General features: G+C 34.8%; 30 protein-coding genes and 1 pseudogene. 14 read left to right on the top strand and 17 right to left on the bottom strand.

Annotation, left to right across the window (positions count from 1 at the left end; translation table 11 throughout):
- Positions 1-88: 88 nt before the first annotated feature.
- The 6 genes from CER22_RS31875 to CER22_RS31900 form a co-directional block, all read right to left on the bottom strand.
- The gene (locus CER22_RS31875) at positions 89-1528 is read right to left on the bottom strand and encodes a PH domain-containing protein (RefSeq protein WP_088610597.1); all 1440 of its coding nucleotides are present in this window, start codon (positions 1526-1528) and stop codon (positions 89-91) included.
- Positions 1521-1997, bottom strand: a complete 477-nt coding sequence (locus CER22_RS31880; RefSeq protein ID WP_088610598.1) for a PH domain-containing protein — start codon at positions 1995-1997, stop codon at positions 1521-1523. The genes CER22_RS31875 and CER22_RS31880 overlap by 8 nt, the downstream gene beginning before the upstream one ends.
- Before the next feature lie 79 nt (positions 1998-2076).
- The gene (locus CER22_RS33520) at positions 2077-2244 is read right to left on the bottom strand and encodes a hypothetical protein (protein ID WP_000783808.1); all 168 of its coding nucleotides are present in this window, start codon (positions 2242-2244) and stop codon (positions 2077-2079) included.
- Between the two features lie 2 nt (positions 2245-2246).
- On the bottom strand, positions 2247-2828 hold the full coding sequence (locus CER22_RS31890) for a TetR/AcrR family transcriptional regulator (protein ID WP_088610599.1): 582 nt from the start codon (positions 2826-2828) through the stop codon (positions 2247-2249).
- Positions 2829-3028: 200 nt separating this feature from the next.
- Positions 3029-3325, bottom strand: coding sequence for a hypothetical protein (locus CER22_RS31895; protein ID WP_001137435.1), 297 nt, complete (start codon positions 3323-3325; stop codon positions 3029-3031).
- Positions 3326-3339: 14 nt separating this feature from the next.
- Positions 3340-4587, bottom strand: a complete 1248-nt coding sequence (locus CER22_RS31900) for a lipase family protein (protein WP_088610600.1) — start codon at positions 4585-4587, stop codon at positions 3340-3342.
- Positions 4588-4649: 62 nt separating this feature from the next.
- On the opposite strand from CER22_RS31900, the gene CER22_RS31905 reads away from it, so the two are divergent.
- From CER22_RS31905 to CER22_RS31920, 4 genes are all read left to right on the top strand, one after another.
- Complete coding sequence (locus CER22_RS31905; protein WP_088610601.1) at positions 4650-4979, top strand: DUF1433 domain-containing protein; 330 nt, start codon at positions 4650-4652, stop codon at positions 4977-4979.
- A 110-nt stretch (positions 4980-5089) separates the two neighbouring features.
- On the top strand, positions 5090-5407 hold the full coding sequence (locus CER22_RS31910; protein ID WP_088610602.1) for a hypothetical protein: 318 nt from the start codon (positions 5090-5092) through the stop codon (positions 5405-5407).
- 115 nt (positions 5408-5522) lie between these two features.
- Entirely contained in the window at positions 5523-5843 is a 321-nt protein-coding gene (locus CER22_RS31915; RefSeq protein ID WP_088610603.1) for a DUF1433 domain-containing protein, read from the top strand.
- A 64-nt stretch (positions 5844-5907) separates the two neighbouring features.
- Positions 5908-6171 carry a hypothetical protein gene (locus tag CER22_RS31920; RefSeq protein ID WP_306426520.1) on the top strand — a complete coding sequence of 88 codons (264 nt, stop codon included), beginning with the start codon at positions 5908-5910 and terminating at the stop codon, positions 6169-6171.
- A gap of 129 nt (positions 6172-6300) precedes the next feature.
- Here the strand turns inward: CER22_RS31920 and CER22_RS31925 are convergent, their stop codons facing one another.
- Together CER22_RS31925 and CER22_RS31930 are read right to left on the bottom strand one after the other, a co-directional pair.
- Positions 6301-6600 carry a hypothetical protein gene (locus CER22_RS31925; RefSeq protein WP_088610610.1) on the bottom strand — a complete coding sequence of 100 codons (300 nt, stop codon included), beginning with the start codon at positions 6598-6600 and terminating at the stop codon, positions 6301-6303.
- Between the two features lie 13 nt (positions 6601-6613).
- Positions 6614-7846, bottom strand: a complete 1233-nt coding sequence (locus CER22_RS31930; RefSeq protein WP_088610604.1) for a hypothetical protein — start codon at positions 7844-7846, stop codon at positions 6614-6616.
- A gap of 59 nt (positions 7847-7905) precedes the next feature.
- On the opposite strand from CER22_RS31930, the gene CER22_RS31935 reads away from it, so the two are divergent.
- The 3 genes from CER22_RS31935 to CER22_RS31945 all read left to right on the top strand — a co-directional run bounded on the left by CER22_RS31935 (position 7906) and on the right by CER22_RS31945 (position 9257).
- Positions 7906-8226 carry a hypothetical protein gene (locus CER22_RS31935; RefSeq protein WP_088610605.1) on the top strand — a complete coding sequence of 107 codons (321 nt, stop codon included), beginning with the start codon at positions 7906-7908 and terminating at the stop codon, positions 8224-8226.
- The gene (locus tag CER22_RS31940) at positions 8213-8425 is read left to right on the top strand and encodes a hypothetical protein (RefSeq protein ID WP_223270639.1); all 213 of its coding nucleotides are present in this window, start codon (positions 8213-8215) and stop codon (positions 8423-8425) included. Before CER22_RS31935 ends, CER22_RS31940 begins: the two co-directional genes overlap by 14 nt.
- Before the next feature lie 553 nt (positions 8426-8978).
- Positions 8979-9257 carry a hypothetical protein gene (locus tag CER22_RS31945; RefSeq protein ID WP_088062331.1) on the top strand — a complete coding sequence of 93 codons (279 nt, stop codon included), beginning with the start codon at positions 8979-8981 and terminating at the stop codon, positions 9255-9257.
- Positions 9258-9447: 190 nt separating this feature from the next.
- Here CER22_RS31945 and ecsC read toward each other — a convergent pair whose 3' ends face one another.
- Genes ecsC through ecsA form a run of 3 tightly spaced genes read right to left on the bottom strand, consistent with a single transcriptional unit; the run spans position 9448 to position 12116 of the window.
- The gene (ecsC, locus tag CER22_RS31950) at positions 9448-10155 is read right to left on the bottom strand and encodes an ecs operon protein EcsC (protein ID WP_000634127.1); all 708 of its coding nucleotides are present in this window, start codon (positions 10153-10155) and stop codon (positions 9448-9450) included.
- 13 nt (positions 10156-10168) lie between these two features.
- Positions 10169-11380, bottom strand: a complete 1212-nt coding sequence (ecsB, locus tag CER22_RS31955) for an ABC transporter permease EcsB (protein ID WP_088610606.1) — start codon at positions 11378-11380, stop codon at positions 10169-10171.
- Positions 11373-12116: an ABC transporter ATP-binding protein EcsA gene (gene ecsA, locus CER22_RS31960; protein WP_088062328.1), complete on the bottom strand. Its 744-nt coding sequence runs from the start codon at positions 12114-12116 to the stop codon at positions 11373-11375. The genes ecsB and ecsA overlap by 8 nt, the downstream gene beginning before the upstream one ends.
- Before the next feature lie 556 nt (positions 12117-12672).
- Between ecsA and CER22_RS31970 the strand changes: the two genes are divergently transcribed.
- The 3 genes from CER22_RS31970 (at position 12673) to CER22_RS31980 (ending at position 14511) form a co-directional block, all read left to right on the top strand.
- Entirely contained in the window at positions 12673-13107 is a 435-nt protein-coding gene (locus CER22_RS31970) for an HIT family protein (protein ID WP_001016840.1), read from the top strand.
- A 185-nt stretch (positions 13108-13292) separates the two neighbouring features.
- Positions 13293-13655, top strand: coding sequence for a YtxH domain-containing protein (locus CER22_RS31975; protein ID WP_087985644.1), 363 nt, complete (start codon positions 13293-13295; stop codon positions 13653-13655).
- Positions 13656-13953: 298 nt separating this feature from the next.
- Positions 13954-14511: an HTH-type transcriptional regulator Hpr gene (locus CER22_RS31980; RefSeq protein WP_000834920.1), complete on the top strand. Its 558-nt coding sequence runs from the start codon at positions 13954-13956 to the stop codon at positions 14509-14511.
- 5 nt (positions 14512-14516) lie between these two features.
- Here the strand turns inward: CER22_RS31980 and CER22_RS31985 are convergent, their stop codons facing one another.
- Positions 14517-14852: a DUF1878 family protein gene (locus tag CER22_RS31985; protein ID WP_000383652.1), complete on the bottom strand. Its 336-nt coding sequence runs from the start codon at positions 14850-14852 to the stop codon at positions 14517-14519.
- A gap of 117 nt (positions 14853-14969) precedes the next feature.
- Between CER22_RS31985 and CER22_RS31990 the strand changes: the two genes are divergently transcribed.
- Positions 14970-15164, top strand: coding sequence for a hypothetical protein (locus CER22_RS31990; RefSeq protein WP_000172690.1), 195 nt, complete (start codon positions 14970-14972; stop codon positions 15162-15164).
- 30 nt (positions 15165-15194) lie between these two features.
- Here the strand turns inward: CER22_RS31990 and CER22_RS34165 are convergent, their stop codons facing one another.
- Entirely contained in the window at positions 15195-15308 is a 114-nt protein-coding gene (locus tag CER22_RS34165; RefSeq protein WP_002007073.1) for a hypothetical protein, read from the bottom strand.
- Positions 15309-15587: 279 nt separating this feature from the next.
- On the opposite strand from CER22_RS34165, the gene prsA reads away from it, so the two are divergent.
- Positions 15588-16454, top strand: a complete 867-nt coding sequence (gene prsA, locus CER22_RS32000) for a peptidylprolyl isomerase PrsA (protein WP_088062326.1) — start codon at positions 15588-15590, stop codon at positions 16452-16454.
- Between the two features lie 76 nt (positions 16455-16530).
- Here prsA and CER22_RS32005 read toward each other — a convergent pair whose 3' ends face one another.
- Entirely contained in the window at positions 16531-16776 is a 246-nt protein-coding gene (locus CER22_RS32005) for a cytoplasmic protein (RefSeq protein ID WP_087985646.1), read from the bottom strand.
- 279 nt (positions 16777-17055) lie between these two features.
- On the opposite strand from CER22_RS32005, the gene helD reads away from it, so the two are divergent.
- A complete protein-coding gene (gene helD / locus CER22_RS32010) occupies positions 17056-19392 on the top strand; it encodes an RNA polymerase recycling motor HelD (protein WP_088610607.1) in 2337 nt (778 codons plus the stop codon).
- 85 nt (positions 19393-19477) lie between these two features.
- Positions 19478-20041 (top strand): annotated as a pseudogene (locus CER22_RS32015) (hypothetical protein).
- A 101-nt stretch (positions 20042-20142) separates the two neighbouring features.
- Here the strand turns inward: CER22_RS32015 and CER22_RS32020 are convergent.
- From CER22_RS32020 to CER22_RS32030, 3 genes are read right to left on the bottom strand one after another with little or no spacing between them, the layout of a single operon-like run.
- Complete coding sequence (locus CER22_RS32020; protein ID WP_088610608.1) at positions 20143-21408, bottom strand: FtsW/RodA/SpoVE family cell cycle protein; 1266 nt, start codon at positions 21406-21408, stop codon at positions 20143-20145.
- A 7-nt stretch (positions 21409-21415) separates the two neighbouring features.
- The gene (locus CER22_RS32025; protein WP_088610609.1) at positions 21416-21823 is read right to left on the bottom strand and encodes a PadR family transcriptional regulator; all 408 of its coding nucleotides are present in this window, start codon (positions 21821-21823) and stop codon (positions 21416-21418) included.
- 4 nt (positions 21824-21827) lie between these two features.
- A complete protein-coding gene (locus tag CER22_RS32030) occupies positions 21828-22361 on the bottom strand; it encodes a sigma-70 family RNA polymerase sigma factor (protein WP_048545382.1) in 534 nt (177 codons plus the stop codon).
- Positions 22362-22831 lie beyond the last annotated feature (470 nt).

Here is a 22831-nt window from a genome sequence, read left to right on the forward strand (position 1 = left end):
TATAGCTTATAGGAAACATATTATCTAGGTGTTTTTTCTTTGTCTCACCAAATGGGGGCAGACCACATAATAGGCAAGCTTTTTCAAGTTAATTCTCACTCATTCTCTTCTTATACCAATCCTGCATTCTCTCCGCATCTTCTACTCTCGTATGCTCTAATTTATAATTCGATGATGCGTTAGAGAATTTGTACGTACATAGATTTGCACGGCGCTGGAAATAGGATTGTGTCTTTTCCATTGATTGGACGTGCCTTCTTCTAACAAGCCCTGTATATTTGCCGACGCTGCGATATACAAGCGTAATTTGCTCTCCGTTTACACTGTAACCATTTGTTTTAAATGTTGCGTATCCAAGTGTAAAGATGAGAATCGCGAGCGGAATTAATGCCCACATGATGAAGTGCTTTTCAAAGTATATACTTATTCCAATAAGCGGGATTGCTAGCATTGCGAAAAAGATGAAACTATCAATGAGATAGCGGCGTAATGCTGCTTTTGGTAGTGAAATAATGTTTGTATTCAGTTCATATGGTAGTTGTAAATGTGCGAGTAACTGTTGTACGCGATCTTTTCGAATGATAGGATGCAGTGTAACTTTTTCTTTCTCGTCACCCAGTCCTTTACTTTGAATCACTTCTACTTGTACAGCACAATAACCGAATGGCTGACGTAAAATACTTTCTTTTATCGTAATACCTTGAATGCGGTGCAATTTTAGGACGAGTTCTTTTTTCTCAAGTAATCCTTGCGAAATGCGGACTTCATCATTTCTTCGATTCACTGTGAAATCTCCATGTTTTAGCGCATAACCGATTGTCGATATAATCCATGAAAGGACAATCAAAATAGCTATCATGAAAATCCAGCCATATATATCATGTTCCATTACATACGACTTGACGCCATTCTCTATCCATTTCGGGATGTACTCATCTACTTGGTGATACACGAAAAAGATTAATGAGAATAATAGTCCAAACTGACCAGATGTAACAGACGCTAGCAAAATTTCTTTCCAAGTTAATTTATATTCAGTCGCTTGTTTTTCTTCTGTTACGATTTCTTTTTCTACTACTTCTTCTGATGTTTCTTCTGCTTTCACTTCTGGAGTTGGATCATTTAGCATTGCAATAAGCTCTGTTGCTTCTTCTACTGTAATACCAGCTAAGCTTACTTCTGCATCGTCGCCTCCCCCTGCTGTTTCGATTTGAATCTTTTTTAAGCCAAGCATTTGATATAGCACGTTAGAACTTGTATTAATCGTTTGAACACGCTCTTTATTTAAGTAGCTCTCCTTCTTCACAAAGAGCCCTTGTTTTACGTGTAATACGTTATTTTCGACCCAATATGTTGTGTAATACCATTTTTCAAATGCTGAAAAAACGGTGAGTAAACCGAATGCAGCGGGGATTAAATACCAAAACGGGAATTTTCCATTTAAACTAAACATGAAAATAATGAGTGGTATAAAATCTGTTATTTTTAATTCTAATAACATCGTGATCGGATGCTGCCTCTTATACATCCTCATCACTCACTTTCGCTAATTGTGCGATTTTCGTTTTCAACATTTCTGCTTCATACATCGTTAAGCCTGGGATGCTGTGAGAAGTTGCCGCTGTTGAAATGTGTAATTCTGCTAATCCATATTTTCTCATAATTGGACCTTGTTCAATCGTCACGTGCTGTACACGAATCATCGGTACTAATACGCGCTTTACGACGAAAAGACCGTGCTGAATTTCAAGTTCTTCTTCATTTAATTGATAACTGTAATAACGTTGACGTAGTTTCGGGAATAAAAAGTACGAAAATGGTGCGAACACAACTGTTAGCCCAATCATTACATACAAAATCCACGCCCACCAATCAAACTTTATCATGAGGAAAAGGTAAGCTAAAATGACGAGAATACCGATTCCTTCTTCAATTACAGCACGAACTTTCCACACCTTGACCATGTCAGGGTTAATTTCATTTTTCAATGGATCCATGTAACCACTCCAAATCTAGTAATCTAATATACGAATACTCTCAATCTATATTTTACATAACTTTACATAAAATTGAAATTCAATCTTCTTTCTTCTCAGGAATAAAATATCCGAACCAAAGTAGCCAAATGAAGCCAATTAACTTCATCCAACTTCCATCTGCTTGAAAAGCTTCAATCATACCTGGAATTTTATAAATCCCAATAAATCCGAGAAAACCGAGCCACCAGTTTTTTTGCATTTTCACTTTTATTCCTCCTTCAAGACGTTTTTCACATTTCGAATCCAAATTTCTTTATACTTTAACTGGAACCCCATTAACATGTAATTACTCATATTATCGATTACGAGCGCTAACGTATGAGCATTTTCTTCCGTTGCCTGTTGTGACACAACGTCAAGTTCTACACCTTTCTTCAATAAATCGTGGAAACCATTTAAGAAATCTTCTTGTATTTCAAATAAGCGTTTCTGATACTTTTCATTTCGCGATGCAGTTACGATAAATTCATTTATAACGCGTAATATTCCTTCTTGCCCTTCATACTCAGAGAGCATATGTAAACCATCAGCAATTAACTTTTCTGCAAAGTTTTCTTTCTTATATTGTTCTTTATCGAAATAACTCACGAAATGATACCCAGAGAAAATTTCTTCAAATAAAAAATCGACTAACGCTTCTTTAGAAGAAAAATGATAATAAATAGCCGGTTTTGAAATACCTACCTCTTTCGCAATCATGGAAAGGCTCATCTTCTCAATGCCGTGCTCTGCCATGAGTTTAAATGATGCCTCTACAATGTTTTGCGATGTTTGTAAATTCTTTGTCATACTGTACCTCACTTATTTTTACTTACCGGTCGGTAAATAAATTGTAAAATAAAAAATCATCGTTTGCAAGTTTGATTCAAAACTGTATATTACTTTTCAATCTACATTATGGATCTAGGATCATATTCCTTAATAATGACTACAATAACCTTTAATCCAGTTAAACTACAAAAAGCACCTTTGTGAGTGCTTCTTGTAATTTAATATTTAGGCCCCATGTAATCATAACTTTGATCTAACGCTTTTAATAAATCAATCGCACCCTTTAACTCTCTTTTATCAGACTCTAATTCTTCCATCCTTCTTTCGATATCTTTTTTAAAAGATTCTAAATCGCTAATAGCCTTCTTCCCCACTCCAAGTTGCGACCAGCTTGATAAGAGTAAATTATGTACATTACTTACAACTCTTTTATTATGATTTAAGTCTTGAATCATATGGTCAAATTGTTGTAAAGCTTGGTTCAATGCTTCTTCATTTAAGTAAATTCTCGGCATCCTAATCTTCTCCCTTAATATTGTTGATCCGTCTTCTTATAATCATCGGCTTTCTTCTCAATAAAATCTGAAATTTCCGTTGCTGTTCGTATGTACCAAAAACTTAAATGCTCTACATGTGCACGTATATTATTTACTTTAGCTTCTACTCGTCTACTTTCAGCCGTTTCTAATAGTGTCATCATATTAGAAATTAACCTCGGTACTCTATCTTGAAATTCTTGTGCGTTTCGCTTCATATCTCTTACGGCTTGTTCTAAATTCTCTACCACTACACGAATTTCTCCCCCGCCTAATAACGCGCCTGGTGAATCATAAACTCTTTCATTCGTGTCTACATTTAACAAGTATTTATTGGATAAAGACCCATTCTCTCCAAACCGGAAGTTCTGATCTGTTTGATAATGATAACCAGGGCCACTTATCGAATTCAAAAATCGAGTAACATCCATCCCAAGCTTTTGCTGTAATGATAGCTTTGACATTTCTTCTTTCGAAATTGGTGGGGTTACCGCATAAGTAGAGCCTATATGACTTTCATATGCACCAAATGGTCCATAGCCAATTGAATCATTTCCGTGAACAACACTTACAATTCTATTATTAAACTCACCATTATTTGCTCTTTCTTGTAAATCAGGCGGTAACAAATGTTTTGCACTCGGCGCATTCCATGACATACATCTTACATTATCATTAGATGCCGCTGCATATTCCGCTAAAGCTCCCCCTAACGAATGACCCGTCGTATATATCTCCACATCATCCCTGTCCTTGTATGTATCCGTTACTTGTTTCATGACCCTTTCAGCTTGTTCGAATTGATTATGTGTTTCCCAGCGCTGATTCTCTTCATTCCAATATTTCTTTGAACCTTCATTCTCAGTCCCTGCTACAGGAGGTGCTGCTGGTTCATGAACACCTTCTCGTAATACAAAATGATTGGTATCCGTTTTTAAATCCTTCATGCCTTCCCCTGGCTTCATCGGAATGCCTAAAGAGTTTTTCTCTATAATTTTATCCCCTTCTGTTCCTCGGAAAGATACCATAACTTGCTTTTTCCCATCGACATCTCGTTCAAAGACTACTGCATCCATTCCGGTTTGTTTGTCGTGGAATGTTTCATTTACGCCCCACTCTTGCATTACATTATTGCTACTATCTTTAATATAAACTCTATCTTTAAGTTTCTTATCATTATAATATGCCATATTAGATAATTGATAATATGTACTATCTAAAACTTGATTATTTCCAGTCATCTTTTCTCCTCCTATAAAAAAAGTATTATAATAATTAAGATAACATTTTTTGGAGGGTAATTATGGCAAATAAAAACAAAAAAATTAGTTTTTATTTAGTTTTAATTCTTATTCTTACTATATTAGGAGGGTGTACTGTGAAACAAGAACAAGAAGAACAACAAATAATTGAAAAGGCCAAAGAAGAAACCATTCAATATTTCAAAAAAACAGAGGGCTTAGATGTATCAATTACTGATCATGAATTTGGACCAAAAGACTTTCAAACTATCTCTATATCAGGCTATGTGACTAATGATAAAACTAAAGAATTTACTGCTTCAGTTGAATACGCAAATAATTATCATATCGGCACTATTTCAACCACCAAAAATTTAGAGCTTAAAAACTAATAATCCAGGCACTTTAGAGTGCCTTTTCTTTATACTTCACCACACAATGTTCAGTGAATATAAAATTTATTGAAGAGGAATATAACGCAACATTCATGGAGTGATTATTCGTGAAAAAATATGCTATAAGATTATTCTTTATCTTTACACTTATCCTTTTAGGAGGATGTACGATAGATCAAAAAAATACTGAACAACAAATAGTTGAAAAGGCACAAGAAAGAACAATCCAATACTTCAAAGAAAAACAAGACTTAGATGTAGTAATCACTGATTATAGATTTGGTCCAAGTGATTTACAAGGTATCTTTATCTCCGGCTATATAAAAAATGATGACAGCAAAACATTTAATATTACAATAGAATACGGTGGAGATGAATATACAATAGGTTCTATCTCTACAAGTGAAAATTTTCATTTAAAATAATAAAGAAAAGGCACTCTTTTAAAGAGCCTTTTCTTTATACCCCACCACACAATGTTCTGTGAATATAAAATTTAGTAAAGAGAAATATAACGCAACATTTATGGAGGGATTATTCATGAAAAAATACGGTATAAGATTATTCTTTATTTTTACATTTATCCTTTTAGTAGGATGTACTATAGATCAAAAGAATGAGGAACAACAAATAGTTAATAAGGCAACAGAAAATACAATTCAATATTTTAAAGAAAAAGAAAATCTAAATGCAGTGATTACTAAACATAAATTTGCTCCGAAGGACTTTCAAAGTGTTTGGATTTCAGGTCATGTGAAAGATGATAAAAATAAAAAATTTTCGGCAACTGTTGAATTCGCTAATGATTATCACATCGGTTCCATTTCAACCACCAAAAATTTCGAACTAAAACACGATTAGTTAACGATTCTTTTTATATTATTTCTTGATAAAAAATAATATAAAGCAATTTCAGGAGATGCATATGGATCATTCAAAAAAGAAAAGGATTATAATTTTAATCATTTTAGCAATTATAGTTTTAGTCTTAGGTTGTACTACATCCTATATTCACGATAGAAATATAACTAAAGAAAAAACTACTGAAGTTGCAATAGAAACTATGAAGAAAGAAAAAAATATAGACTTTGTGGTAACCAATGTAAAAATTCAACAATTAGAACTTGCGGGCTTTATTAGAGTTAGAGGGTATGATAAAAACAATAAACAAAAAAACATTACGTTGTAATAAATAAAACCCCAAATTATAAAGTTGCATATTGGGGCGGAGAATAAAGTGAAACTTTAATCAGTGGGGGTTTGTTCGTCCACATTGATTATTAGCAAAAGAAGCACTTTTATAAGCGCTTCTTTTAATTTAATATTTAGGACCCATCATCATAAATTGATTTGAGAAAGCTTCCATTGCTTTTCTATATCTCTCTAAATCATCTTGTATTTTTCTAAACTCATCAATTCTATAGACTAGTTCTTTATCCACTTCACTTAATCTTCTTTCAATTTCTTTTGCTGTATTCCCTTCCCAGCTATGTGTCAATAATACTTTAATTGAATTTACATTTTTTCTATTATTTTCCAAATCTGAAATGCATGATTCTAAATCATTTTTTGCGCCTATCACATCAACAGCATGTGCAATAACGTCATAATTTTTCACAAAAATCCCTCGCTTAATTTTGTTCGTCCACATTTTTAAAGTTATCTGCGCGTTGTTCAATAAAATCGGCTTCTGAACGAATACGCTCCATATATCCCCTTTGGAATCCGTATACGCTATATGTAACTGTATTAATTAAATTCCCTTCTACGCTAGCTGGTGATTGCTGTAAAATATTAATAATTTTGTTACTCGCTTGTACTAACTTTTGATTAATGTCATCAATTTCTCTTTTTAAATCTTTAGCAATTTGGTTTACCTCTTCCACTGATAAACGAATTGTTATTTCACCAGCGCGAGGTGAAGATAAAACCCTTTGACCAGTTTCTGCATCATACATATTTGGCATATTAAAATAACCATATTTATCTTGGCTAAAGTTATCCATAGAATGAAATTTCGGTCCCATAAATCCCATAAAAAAACGAACAGCATTATAACCATTTATCAAAAATGACGAATATGGAATAAAGCCACTTACATCGTGCAACTTAGAATCATTTTTCGCATCTGGTTTATCTGTATAATACAAATGTCCTATACGGCCTCTATTTTTATTATCATTCCCTCTAAAACCTGTAAACACTGTATCATTAGGGTTTCCATAAGTCGTGATTAGATTTTTATAATCTCCTCTTAAAGCCTTCTCTTTTTTATCTTTATGTAATAAGTCTATTACATTAGGTGCTTCAAAACTTACAACTGGTACATCATTCATAACCCCTGCATATTCACCTAAACCACCACCTAAAGAATGACCAGTTAATGTAAGATCATACCCATCTAAACCATTTTTAGGATCTGCTATATAATTTTTTACGTCTTTTGCTAAGTCATCTGCATTCGTAAATTGACTTTCTTCTACTGCTTTTTTAGCCCTTTCTTTAGCTGTGGCAAAATTAAATTGCTCAGTTAAAGGCAGTGATGAAGTATCAATTTTATTTAAATTATCTAAACTATCTTGATTTTTTCTAACACGCCCCCCCATAACATCAAATAAATCCGCATCATAAAAATCAGGTGCCTCCCAAGAACCACGATAAGCAATAACGATTTGTTTCGTTTCATCATTTTTATAAATGGTGGCATCAAAACTATTTTTTGTATTATGAAGAACTGCTCCATCAATTTCTACTGGTTTCCAAACCTCCTTGTGATTTCCAATTTCTACTTCTACTCTTTCCGCTTCTCCATAACTCTTACCAGCTAATTCAACCAAAGTTTTATCACTAATAGAACTTCCCATACTCTTCTCCTTTGTAAATGATTTATAATGTTATTATAAATTATTTTAGGAGGAAAAAAATGGGTAAAGTAAAAAAAAAGAATATTATAATATTTATAATGATAACGGTTATTATCTTAGCCATAGGCTGTACTGCATCCTTTATTCACGATAGAAATATAACAAAAGAAAGAGCTGCTGAAGCTGCTATACAACATATAAAAACAAAAGAAAATATAGATGTTATAGTAACTAAAGTCGATATTAAATCCGCTTTTCAAGGGGGGTTTATTGAGGTTAGAGGATATGCGGAAAATGATAAAAAAAGAAAGTTTTATGTCACAGTAAGCAAAAAACAAAATTATTCTATCATGGGTTGGAATTTAGATGATTCTCAATAAGAAACAAAATATTTTCATATTATTATCCGTAATAATTATGATGTTAATCATAGGTTATATAGCAAAGTTTATTCATGACCAAAATGCTGCAAAAGAAAAGGCTGCTGAAGTTGCAATAGAAACTATGAAAAAAGAAAAAAATAGATTTTGTGGTAACCGATGTAAAAATTCAACAATTAGAACTTGCGGGCTTTATTAGAGTTAGAGGGTATGATAAAAACAATAAACAAAAAAACTTTACGTTGTAATAAATAAATCCCAAAATTATGAAGTTGCATATTGGGGCGACGAATAAAGTAAAATTTTTATCAGTGGGGGTTTTGTTCGTCCCCACCTAACTTCTGTGCTCCAGACGAATTTGGGGCGAGATAAGATTATAATGAACGCCTAAATAAACCCATACCACCAAAAACACTCATAGATTGTATCTATAAGTGTTTTTTGCATCCCTTAAGTACAGTCGAGAAACATACAAACTATTAAAAAACGTAAGGACACCTAGTACATCAAATGTGTCCGCATCATAAAGCAAACTCCGAAAAGCAATAACAATTTATTTTGATGCAACTATTTATAAAATTATGTAATGATACAGAACTAGGTATTTCAATAGCTTCCCAAGTTTCTTTATGATTCCAAACTTATTCTTGATAAACGAACAAGAAATTCACCACTAACCGTATTACTTATATTTCCCTCTCCTTAAAAATAATTCATAGTATTAATTACAAGATAATTCCAGGAGGGATTGTATGAGGGAATTAAAAAAGAAAAACATCATAATTTTAATCATGATCACAATTATAACTTTAACTATAGGATGTACACTAAAAATTATGCATGATAGAAATATAGAAAAAGAAAAAGCTGCTACAGCTGCCATAGAACATATGAAGAAAAAAGAAAATATTGATGTTATAGTGACTAAAGTTGATATTAAACCTGCCGCTAGTGGTGGTATGATTCGAGTTTCTGGTCATGTAAAAGACCAGAAAAACAGAAATTTCTTTGTTTCAATTATTAAACGTTAAAATTATTCAGTTGTTGGATGGGAATTAGATCATCTAGAGTCATAATTACCTTATTACATGTCAACTACCTCCACTACTAATTTCAGCCTAAAACACTGAAAAGACAATCTGAATTATACCTTCTTCTTTTGATGCATTAATCATTAAAACAAAAAAGCATCCTAAATCACACATTTAGGATGCTTTCTTTTTAATTCCTATTCAGCAATCGCATACGATAACAATTCATCGTTACTTCCCCAAGTCTTTGCAGTAATTGATAGTTCGCATACGCGCCGACCGGGGCACCGATTATTGGTACGAGCTGAAGCATTTTTGCTAAATCGATATAGTCTCGGTACTCTGTTTGGAACTTTTCCCAGTCCATATGGTTTTCTTCTTCTGTATCCCACGTTTCGATGGCTTTCCATATTTCTTTTCGGTGGTCGTCACTTGAAAAGGCAAGTTGGAAAACGTGAAGGATAAAAAGGCGCTCTTCTTTGTCGCTCGTATCAAATCCGTACAATGTTGCTGCATCGAATAAAAATTTAATTTTAATGCCGAGTAAAAGCGGAAAGTCAGCAAGGCCAAGGAGAATACCGCCTGCTCCCGTCCCCGCTCCTTCTGCCGCTGCTATTTTTTTGTACTCATCCATTTTTTTACGTACTTCGTCGTCTCTTCTTTGCAATGACCAGTTCGTCTCTTTTAATTTCGGCTTTATAAAGTTTGATCCGGCACTAATCGTTTGCACCATCATCCGAATCGTTTCTGTTAATACTTTTTGCACTTTCGCCGGAATAAGCTGTTGTACTTTCGTCTGCACTTTCTTAGAGAACCGTGTCATCATAGAAGAATCTTTCATGAATGTAGCTTTCCACTGCTCCAATTCTTTTATAACCTTCTCTTCGTATGTAATCATAGGTTCATTCCCTTCAATTTAAACGCTCAATACGTTTCGCCCCGTATTGATAAACGAAACCGATACTAAATACTATGCTTACGACTAATAAAATGCCCGTCATCATGAAATCTTTCGTCGCAAGGGCGAATATAACTGTAAATATCACGCTACCGATAATAAGGATTGCATTTAATAAAGTAAGAAAATCTTTCTTCTTCTCTTCTCCCCCGACCGGATACAAATCAAGCCAAATCTTCATGCGGTGATGCTTCCATAAAGTTAAGAGCTGATAACCGATTAAGTATAGGAAGATAAGGCTTACGATAAATCGTCCATATAAAAACGGAATGAAGTAAAGAATAACTCCTCCAAGAGCGAGCAGGCGCACATACAAGCCGAAATAGTTACCAGATCGTAAAAACGTTCTCGTATATAAGTATAAATAGGTACGTTTTTCACCAATCATCGAAAGAATGAAATCGAGCCATTTTCTCCGTGCTACTCTTTCTTTTAATGCCGGTACATCAACGAACATATTCGCTATGCGATACAGCAGCATCATCTTCTTACCTTCTTCAGAAATTAAATACTCCCAGTTTAGCGGCTTTCCCTTCACCATTTGATGCAGTACTACGAGGTATAACACCATGAGAAGGACGATTCCACCAATAAACATAACGGAAGTACGCTCTACAAGGAAATAAACAAATAAGCCGTTTAAAATAAAACGAATGAACCAATCAGCTCTTTGTATATTTTGATCTGTTAAAAATGACTTTTCCCATGCTACGAATAAGTTCCACGCTTTTACGATAACAAACGCGAGTACAATCCATATGTAAGCCGCTCCTGTTTGTTTCATTTGCTGGAAGTATAACGGGGCTAGTGCTGCCGCTACGATGGCGATTATGTATAACTGAATCATAAACGTAAAGAGAAATGCCTTTGTGAAATAAGGTTTTAACTTTTCTTCCACTGGCAGTAAGTAAACGAGATCTGCTTCTTTTAATAACGTTTGTATCGATCCGGCCGTTAATACAAGTCCAAGCAACACTGCCATAACGAGTGCTGTCGGAAACGACGGTGTTAGCGTTTGTAACCACTGCTGGTAATAATACGCTCCTGCGCCGATGATAAATACAAAAATAAATTTCAAATGATCATTAAATACGTATTTACTATATGTACGAACTTCTTTTAGAAAGTGACGAAATCGTTCTTTCCATAATGCTGTGCTATTCATAATCTTCTTCCTTCGTTAATGCAATATAAATATCATCTAACGTTGCACCCGGCATATTAAACTGTGATTGTAGTTCAGCTAATGTTCCCTTCGCTCTTACTTCACCTTGATGCAGAATAATGAACGAATCACAATAACGCTCTGCTGTCGCTAAAATGTGTGTACTCATTAAGATTCCTGCACCGCTTTTTTTCATGTGATCCATCATTTGAAGAAGTGATTGAATCGCTAACGGATCAAGCCCTACGAAAGGTTCGTCCACAATGTAAAGAGATGGTTCCACTAAAAACGCACTCATAATCATTACTTTTTGTTTCATCCCTTTTGAGAAATGAGACGGAAACCATTTCAAACGATTTTTCATGCGAAATTCTTGTAATAGTTGTCCTACACGTTCTTCATATTGTTTTTCATCGACACCGTACGCCATCGCTGTTAGCTTCAAATGTTCTTCTAGCGTTAGCTCATCATATAATACTGGTGTTTCTGGGATGAACGAAAAGCTAGAACGGTACGCTGTCATATCATCACGAATTGTTTTCCCATTAATTGTGACAGTTCCTTTTTTCGGTTCCATTAAACCGATAATATGTTTAATCGTCGTACTTTTACCAGCTCCATTTAAACCAATTAAGCCGACAAGTTCGCCTTTATTAACAGAGAACGAAACATCTTTTAGTACAGGGCGCTTCGTATATCCTCCTGTAACATTTTCTACACGCAATAACTCGCTCATACGACACCACTTTCTTCATTAGTATTTTCTATATTCATCTTACCAAAAATGGCGCTGTACTACATAGTATCGATGTCTTAAAAAAATTTTAAATTTGTTAGCATATATTTTTACGAAAGCGGACATCATAATTAGTGAAGAAGGAACACATTGAAAAAGCGACCACCAATTGATGAGTACAACAACATAGTTAAGTCATCATGAAATGGGGTGTCCATGTTGGACAAAGAAATTTACACATAACCAGATCATTTGTTTCATTTTAGAAACGGGGTGTCTCCGAAAGAGCATATACTGTTTTAAAAAATAAACAATTTCCTTTTATAAAGATTGCAATTCATTTCACTTGAAAATGGGGTGTCTGCGGCAGAAACTTTAGCCGATTTACCGTGCATTTCTTAAATAAATGAGGTGTCTGCGAAACGTAAATTACGATAATGCTTTTTCAATCCCTCTTCAGAAAACAGGAAGCTGAGTCAGCTTCCTGTTTTTCGTGTTTGTTCTCTTATGTAATTATGGTAAAATACGGCTAAGGATATTTGAAAGGATGAGATCGATGAATCATACAGCAGATAATTGTATTTTTTGCAAAATCATTGACGGGCAAATCCCTTGCTCAAAAGTATACGAAGATGAACATGTGCTTGCATTTTTAGATATTAGTCAAGTAACAAAAGGACATACTCTTGTTATTCCAAAAGTTCACAAACAAGACATTTTTGCATTAACGCCAGAAATCGCATCACACATTTTTTCTGTCGTTCCGAAAATCGCAAATGCGATTAAAGCAGAGTTTAACCCAGTTGGCTTTAACCTACTTAACAATAACGGTGAAAAAGCTGGACAAACTGTGTTCCACTTCCACCTTCATTTAATTCCACGCTACGGTGAAAACGATGGTTTCGGTGCTGTTTGGAAATCACATCAAAATGAATACACAATGGAAAATTTACAGAACATCGCAAGTACAATTGCAAATAGTGTGAAATAGTGACACTATAATAAGAAGTAATACATAACAAGCCACTTTCCTAACGTGATTAAATATTGCAAGGCTTGTTTCTTCACTCAAGATGCCAGGGAACGTGCACCGCACAATTTTCTTTCCCTTATCTTAAAGATATGCATATTTTTTCACATCATGAATACGAACAAAAAATAAGGAGGTTTCCTTTTATGTCAAAAGCTAAATCCTTTATTACAGGTGTCATTTGCGGCGGAGCAGTTGCTGGACTAGCCGTTCTTTTCTCTACTCCTTCTTCTGGCAAAGCTATGCGCGGTAAGTTAAAAGAAAAAGGAAATGATATTAAAAAGACTTTAGCTGATATTACAGCTGATACAAAATTATTAAAACGTCAAATCGTTGAAACTGCTTCAGAAGGTAAAGAAGTGTTTCAAGAATTAAAAGACGATATGCACGATACGATTTCTAACTGGAAGCAAGACATTTCTCAAAACAAACGCCATATTGAGAAAGAGATTTTGGACATTCAAAAATCAATTGAGAAACTACAAGAAGCTGTTCCGGAAAAGGCGTAAACAAATTCCTGCTTAGTTTTTTGCATATAACAAATATTTTTTATATAAATCGACCTTAACACGGCATATCACACAGATATGCCGTGTTTTTATGCATTTACAATATATGTTATCACTTAACATGTAAGGACAACACATGTATTCACGACTCATAAAACGCTTCCATAGTTATGCATGATTTGTATAGAATGTCATTTTTCCGAAAAATTTTCACAATTCTCACAAAAAGACTTTATTAATTTTTACTTTACTGGCATAATAGATAGTAATGAAAAAGAATGTTAAAGTGGGTGAGTAAATGAAAAGTGGAGAAAAAGATTACTCGGTAAAAGAAGCGATGATTTTCAGCCAACGCATTGCTCAATTATCGAAAGCGTTATGGAAATGTGTAGAGAAAGATTGGCAACAGTGGATTAAGCCTTACGATTTAAACATTAATGAGCATCATATTTTGTCAATCGCTTATCATTTAAAAGGGGCTTCTATTTCTGAGATTGCTAAGTTTGGAGTTATGCACGTATCAACGGCGTTTAACTTCTCGAAAAAGCTGGAAGAACGCGGCTATCTTGTATTCTCAAAAAAAGAAGATGATAAACGAAATACGTACATTGAGATTACAGACAAAGGGGAAGAATTACTACTTCGCTTAATGGAGGAGTATGATCCTGAAAATAACTCTGTATTTAATGGAGCTCTTGCACTTCGTAATTTCTATGGTAAGTTCCCAGAAAATATCGAACTTATCGCTATCTTGCGCAACATTTACGGACAAGACTTCATCGATATTTTTGAGAAATCATTAGAGAATATTGAGGAGAATTTTACGGAATCCGATCAGAAGTTAGTTAAGAAGTAATCTATTTATTGTTTCGCAATCATGCTTAAGAATTCATTCATAAGCGGCTTAAATAAACCTTGTTTTGCTAGCGCTTCCGCAGTTTCGTGTACTTCGAGCTGATGTGGAAGCGCTTTTTCAAATTGATCTAACAGCGCATCGAACAAAAGAAGCCCTTCTGCTTTCTCCACTACATATTGCTCGTTCAATATTTCACAAAGATTTAGTATACGTTCAATATCTTTTTTACGAGCTTTTTTCTTTATGATCAAAGAATAAAATGGACACTTTTCTTCATCAATCATTTTAAATAGTAGGTCTACGTAGTATTCAGCTTGTTCTAATCTTCTAACAACGTCCATTTTCTCCCTCTCTTTCTAACACAAAGTCTTCTATTTCTGAATTTTATAACACGAACAAAATATCGTATGATACAATATATAAAGTATATGTATTTTACCAAAAGGAGGTCTCGCCTCATGACACTTATAACAGTTGTTTTTGTCGCATTCGCACTTCTTGTTATATTTTACACGAATTTCATGACACATACACTGTGTGAACGAAAACAAATAGCTGCGAGCCGCCAACCCGGTGTCTTTCGGGTTATTAATGTATGTATAACAATTTTATTAATTTCTAGTTATATAGAAATTATATTTCATGGAAAGTGAGGAAGGAAGCCCCTTCCTCACTTTTTTCCTCTATAAGCAAATTATACCTACTATAACCAATAAAATAAACAGTACAAGTAATAAAATAAGTTGAGAATTCATCCCCATCCCCTCCTCTTTTCTGTATATGCGGCATGCGCCCAATATGGAACACCTTCAAAATCTGACACGCACTGGTTAAATTTTCTTTATCAATATGAAATCGAGTCGAAATATGATATATTAAATTTTGTACATATTGCTTATACTATGAAATAAATGACACGCATCTTAACTTTATCCTCAGCCTCGGTAAGCCCTGTTAAGCGCGCTTTACCAATATACAAAGCAAAAGTATCAGTGAGACTTAATCGGGCTCTTATGAACTAAAATTCATTGGTATAGGATAAATTAAAAATACATAATAGTAGGAGTGTTTATCGAATGAAGAAAGCTATGCTTGCCTTAGCCGCAACAAGTGTAATCGCATTATCAGCATGTGGAACAGGATCATCATCAGACAAAATCGTTACATCTAAAGCTGGTGACATTACAAAAGACGAGTTCTACAATCAAATGAAGACACAAGCTGGTAAACAAGTACTAAACAACATGGTTATGGAAAAAGTACTTATTAAAAACTACAAAGTTGAAGACAAAGAAGTAGACAAAAAGTTCGATGAAATGAAAAAACAATACGGTGATCAATTCGATACACTATTAAAACAACAAGGTATTAAAGAAGAAACTTTAAAAACTGGTGTGCGTGCTCAATTAGCTCAAGAAAAAGCTATCGAGAAAACAATCACTGATAAAGAATTAAAAGATAACTACAAGCCTGAAGTTAAAGCAAGCCACATTCTTGTAAAAGATGAAGCGACTGCGAAAAAGGTTAAAGAGGAACTTGGACAAGGTAAATCTTTCGAAGAGTTAGCGAAACAATACTCTGAAGATACTGGTTCAAAAGAAAAAGGTGGCGACTTAGGATTCTTCGAACATGGTAAAATGGTTAAAGAATTCGAAGATGCTGCTTATAAACTGAAAAAAGATGAAGTAAGCGAACCTGTAAAAACACAATTCGGTTACCACATCATTAAAGTTACAGACATTAAAGAGCCAGAAAAATCATTCGAGCAATCAAAAGCTGACCTGAAAAAAGAGTTAGTTGCGAAGAAAGCACAAGACGCTGAATTCATGAACGATCTTATGATGAAAGAAATCAAAAAAGCTGACGTAAAAGTTGAAGATAAAGATTTAAAAGATCTTTTCAAAGAGCAAAAAGCTGACGCTAAGAAAGACGAAAAGAAATAATGAAAAGCTCGGGATTAGCCCGAGCTTTTTTATGTATCCTCTTCATTAACGAAAGTTGATTTTGTCATTCATTTAACTAAAACCATCTTTTATGCATTTCACTTAAAAACGTTTCTTTTATTTTAAATCCAGAACTTTCTCCGATAATAGAATCAATCCCGCAATGCGGACAAACTGCTGTGTTATCATCATCCCACCACTCTGTAATTTTTTCTGGATGGAAAATTTCTAAACAATAGAAACAACCACATATAACATCCTTTTCTAAGTGCTTTCTATTACAAGAACAAAAACGATGTGCTTCCTCAAAATATTTTTCCATCAGTATCCCCCTATTCCCGATTTTCTCCTTTGGTTTACTTACATTCTTCTCAATAAAATTACAATTCTCCCTTAAAGAAAAACACAAAAAAACCTCGATTCACGCCACACGGAACCAAGGTTTATCTTATTATCATTGATTAAATTAAGAAACTATGTTAAATTAGTACAGAAACACGTTTTCGAAAATACACAGAACGTATTTATCCGTATCTTAATTGTACACCAAAACACATCTTCAGTCAACCTCTATTTTTCACTTTTAAAGGAGTGCTTACGTATGAACAAAAAACTTGATTTAGAGCAAAAACGATTGGATACCGTAATAGAAACGATTACGGAGCAAATTGATAAACTGGAAAACGAAACTGGCAGACGTCGGGCAGAAGTAATCAATATTCGTAAACACTTTTGGGATGACGTGAAAGTGAATACTGATACTTTCGATGATTATCTTGAAACAGTTATCAACTTGAGACAACAAGCTCAGTCACTAGCTGTCACACAAATTACCCATAAGCACACCTTTAATCGACTTGCCGCATTAAGACGTATGCATAAAGCACCTTATTTCGGACGAATTGATTTTAAAGAAGAAGGAGAATCTGCTGCGGAGAAAATTTATATCGGCGTAGCTACACTTACTGATGCAAGCGGAGAAAACTTTCTTATATATGACTGGCGCGCACCTATTTCGAGTGTGTACTACGATTATCCACCAGGACCGGCTGAATACAGTACACCAGGAGGCGTAATCCACGGTAATGTGGAGAAAAAATTACAATACATTATTCAAAATGGCGAGATTGATTCTATGTTCGATACGAGCCTTACAATTGGTGATGAAATCTTGCAACAAGCGCTTGGAAAAGGTACGAATAAACATATGCAAAGCATCGTCGCTACGATTCAGCGCGAGCAAAATGAAATTATTCGTCACGATGAAGGCCGACTCCTTATCGTGCAAGGAGCTGCCGGTAGCGGTAAAACGTCAGCTGCCCTGCAACGAATCGCTTACTTACTATATAAATATCGCGAATGGTTAAAAGCTGATCAAATTATTCTCTTCTCCCCTAACTCTATGTTCAACAGCTACGTATCTAACGTACTACCTGAACTCGGTGAAGAAAATATGCAGCAAGTGACATTCCAAGAATATTTAAACCATAGACTAAGTAAAGCATTTGATGTTGAAGACCCTTATGAACAATTAGAATATATGTTAACTGAAACGAATAGCCCTACCTATAAAACGAGAAATGCGAGCATTCGATTTAAAGCATCTACTCAATTTTTCGAGATGATTAGAGCGTACAGACAATCTCTTGAATCTTCAGGCATGCTATTTAGAGGAATGAAATTTAGAGGAAAGTTAATTGCTTCTGCTAAAGAAATTACAGAGCAGTTTTACAATACTGACTCCTCCCTCCGCTTCCATAATCGAATTGAAAAGTTAACGGATTGGCTAAATAAACAAATAGATGCAATTGAAAAAACAGAACTGAAAAAGCCTTGGGTAGAAGAGGAAATTGAATTACTGAGTAAAGATGAATATCAAAAGGCTTATAAATATTTACAGAAAAAAGGCGAGTTTGACGACAACTCCTTTAATGATTTTGAGAAAGAAACGAAAGTACTTGGACGTATGATTGTTCGTAAAAAATTGAAGCCGCTTCGTAAAGGCGTTCAAACATTGCGTTTCATCAATTTCACAGGCATATATAAACAACTCTTCACAGATGCATCATGGGTTACTGGAGAAAAGCCGAAGGAATGGGATGACATTTGCTCCTTAACAGTAAACATGCTTGATGAAGGAAAGTTATATTACGAGGATGCAACGCCATTTTTACTTTTAAAAGAGTTAATTGAAGGCTTCCAAACGAATAGATCGATTAAACACGTACTCGTAGACGAAGCGCAAGATTATTCGCCGTTTCAGTTTGAGTTTTTAAAACGTCTCTTCCCTGCTGCAAGAATGACTGTACTCGGAGACTTTAACCAAGCGATATTTGCCCATGCGAGTGAAGCAGTGAATTTCAACACACTTACTAGCTTATACGGACCAGATGAAACGAACGGCATCAACTTAACTCGTAGCTATCGCTCAACAAAACCAATTATTGAATTTACACGCACTCTCGTACCGGAGGGCAAGAACATTCACGCCTTTGAACGTGACGGTGAGAAACCTACAGTGACGAAAGTATCAAATGACAGCGAACTGCACGAGCATATTACTGCCAAAGTTGCTGAACTACAAAAAGAGCAGCACAATACGATCGCAATTATATGTAAATCTGCAGCTGAAAGCGCCGCTGCCTACGAAGCACTTCGTCATATCGACAATATTAAACTTGTGAAAAGTAACTCAGCCGAGTATGAGCAAGGCATTGTCGTGATCCCTGCTTACTTAGCGAAAGGTATCGAATTTGATGCTGTTATTATTTACGATGCTTCTAAGGATGTGTACAGCGATGAGAGCGTTCGTAGATTGTTCTACACTGCTTGCACGCGCGCAATGCATGAACTGCAACTTTATAGCGTTGGCGAGGTTAGTCCTTTTATACTTGGGGCTAATTCGGAGAGTTTTGAGCTTATAACGAAAACACCTTGATGATTCAAGGTGTTTCTTTTTTTATGCAGGATTTACACCTTAAAAATAGAATATATCAGTTTAGAAAAAGCTAAGGAGTGACAAGATGAACCATTATTTTATTGCTATTTATGACAGCGTGTTTCCTACCGAAAAATTACATACCATTTTACAATCTAATCCTACTTTTACCGACCTAAACGTCCGCCCTCTCGAAACCTCATCACCAAGACCTACCACATTATTAGTTGGCGCAGAACACGATGCACTCACAACCGGTCTTACAGATACATACCATTTATTAACGAAAGAGTTACAAAAACTAGAAGAACAAGAAAAGTACTATTACGTATACGATTAGAAAATTAGAAAGACTATCGAGAACCCTAGCGAAAAATGTCTTCCACTAGCCACAATCCATATAAGTATTACGCAATTCCATAAAATGATTCAAAAAGTAAAAGACTTAAAACGCCCTGTATTTGCAGGTTATCACATCATTTCTCATGACGCAGACATACTTACACTTGATGTACTTCTATCTTCACCTTTATTAGATCCTAACACTTCCGAAAAAAATGCGGAAGAATACTCCTATTTACAACAACTAGCTGAATCAATCTCTCGTTCTGAATTATGTATTTCTATTAAAGAGAGTGCACTTATTTAAACACGAAAAGAGGGTTATTTATCATAACCCTCTTCTACTATCTATTTACGTTTGTACTTGATCATAATAATGAATACTTTTATAGACAACTTATATAAATATTAAGGTGTTTTTCTCATTCTAAATGAAATATCCTTACGCCGATATACACTCAGCACGATCCCCATTATAAGCGCATGAAATACAGTCGGCGTTAATCCGTAACTAATAAAAGGTAAGGATATAGCAGCAATCGGCAATAATCCTAGTATCATTCCAACATTATAAATGAACTGAAATACAAAAAGAGTCACTCCACCAACAAGCAGCAATTTACCATACCGATCATTTATTTTATAAGAGATGACTATTAATCTTACTACAAAAAGCGAAAGAACGAAGACAAGAATTAGCGCAAGCCAATACCCATAATAGTAAGTCAAACTTGCAAATACAAAATCAGTATCCGGAGCAGGGATGAATTTTATATCTCCATATGTACCAAACCAACCTGCTGATGACATTACCTCTTTTAATCGTATATACATAAATCCTGCGCCACCCGCATCACTCTCAGGATTTAAATACCCTAAAAGTCTAACTAAGTGGTATCCTGAAGACCATGATACGGATACCTTGATAATAAATAAACAAATAGGTACAACCGTAATAATCAACGACGTTTTCTTTCCTAGCTTACTCCACCAAAGCATAACGAATACCATCGTAATATAGATAAAAATTGACGAAAGGGTGGATACAATCAAAAATAAATACAAAGAAAATAAATATAAAACCACAAGATGTATAATCTTTAACCTACTATTATTAAAAAAAGAAGCCCAAGCTAGAAAAAAGAAAGGCACTGCCATTAGACAGTCAATTGCAATTGGGCCGATTTGTATTAACGGTTCTCCAATCATTGAAGCGTTTGGAAAACAGTATAGCATTAACAGGACAACTACTCCGATTATATAAAACAACCATCCCATTCTCTCTAATTTCCGATAATCAAGTAACATCATCCCAATCGCTGTTATAACACCGAGAATAACAAATATCACCTTATTTATTATTACATCATTCGTATATCCAAAAACTAAAACCGGCAAAAAACCTAACCCCATAGCAGCCACTAATAAAATAAGTAAAAACCAATCCACCTTTGGCTTATGTAGTTTGTTAAGTTCTCGCCCTAATTTACTCGGACTTCCCATTTGTTCCACAGCTTTATTTTCAGCAACTTCCTCACTTAATCCTTTTTCTATCCATGTGTTCTTTGCCTGTTTTAAGTGAAACTCTAGTTCAGTTGCTACAAAATCTTTCGCTTCTTTTGATTTAATATGATTCGTAACTTCGCTTACAAAACGCTCCCCTTTTTTATTCAATTTCGCTTCACTCCTGTACTAAGCCTTTTAGTATAAATTGTACCTTCGTAGCATTTTTTTCTGCCTTTCGCAGCATCTTTCTTCCTTTATCATTTAATTGATAATATTTCGCTCCTTCATGATCCCAACTTGATTGAATAAAACGATTCTGTTCTAGACGATGTAATATGGTATATAAAAAACCTTCATTTCCTTCGAATTTTCGAATCCCTCTCCCTCGTAACAGCTGTGACAATTCGTATCCTGTTTTTTCATTACTGAGGAGTTGTAAAATGGCTAAAGAGATGTCCTCTTCCTTTTCGTGTGATGCATTGATTTTTTCGCGCACCCGCTTTCGGTGTTGATCAGAAAAACTCAAATGTTTAAACGTTGTATTCTCCATTGATTTTCGCAGGCCTTTTAATCGATCTTCCATTTGATTATTCCTCCAATCCTTTCTTCAAAAGCTCCTTCGCTTTTTTCAGTCTCGTTTTTATCGTGTTTTCTTTCACGTCTATTACAATAGCAATCTCTTTAATTGATAATTCTTCATAATAAAATAGATAAATAACTTCTCGATATTTTATCGGTAAATTCATTACTGCAGAAGCGAGCTCACGGTCCTCCGCATTTTGAATGACAATTTGTTCGACACTATCATTTTGAACCCCAATGTAAGCAGATTCATCCTCTGCCACGATCACCTTTTTGTTATACCAACTCTTTATATAGTCCTTACATTGATTAATCGCAATTCTCCATAACCACGTTTTCACATTCGACTTCCCTTTGTATGTATGAAGAGATTTATAACATTTCACAAATATATCTTGCGTTACATCCTCAGCAACCTCTTTATTATTCACATATGAATACACAAGTTGTAAGACTTCTTGTCCATACTTGTTCATGATTTCATCGATAAGGAGTTCCTTATCTTCTATTTCAAACGCTTCTACCATTAATTCATCCACATCATTTCCTCCTTCCCATATATTAGACGACGCACTGTATGGAAAAGTTTTATAAATTCATAAAAAAATACGGATGGCAATGTCCATACCGTTTTTTATGAATGTTTATTTACTTATTGTCCCCACGCAATAATGCTCTGCTTAAAGACAGGAATTTTCATCCATATGTCTTGTTCCCCATTTTAAAACATAATACAATTAAAATGTAACTTAATAAGCTATAACTAGTAGGTGTGGTAATCATCTCTTCCATTTTGAAAAAAGGGGGGAGGTGATAAAATGATCGCGATGTTTGTAATCAAATTAGTGTATGGTATCCTAACCGGAGCTGGCGTTGTCATCGGTAGAAGATACGTCGGTCCGTGGCTAATTTCTGTATACAAAAAAGCGAGAACCACCCTGCTTTGAACGGGACCCAAAAAGTTGGACACATATTTAAGCAGCTAATAAGGATTGAACTCTGTATTGTA

The sequence above is a fragment of the Bacillus sp. K2I17 genome, from assembly GCF_002209985.1.
Classification (GTDB): Bacteria; Bacillota; Bacilli; order Bacillales; family Bacillaceae_G; genus Bacillus_A; species Bacillus_A wiedmannii.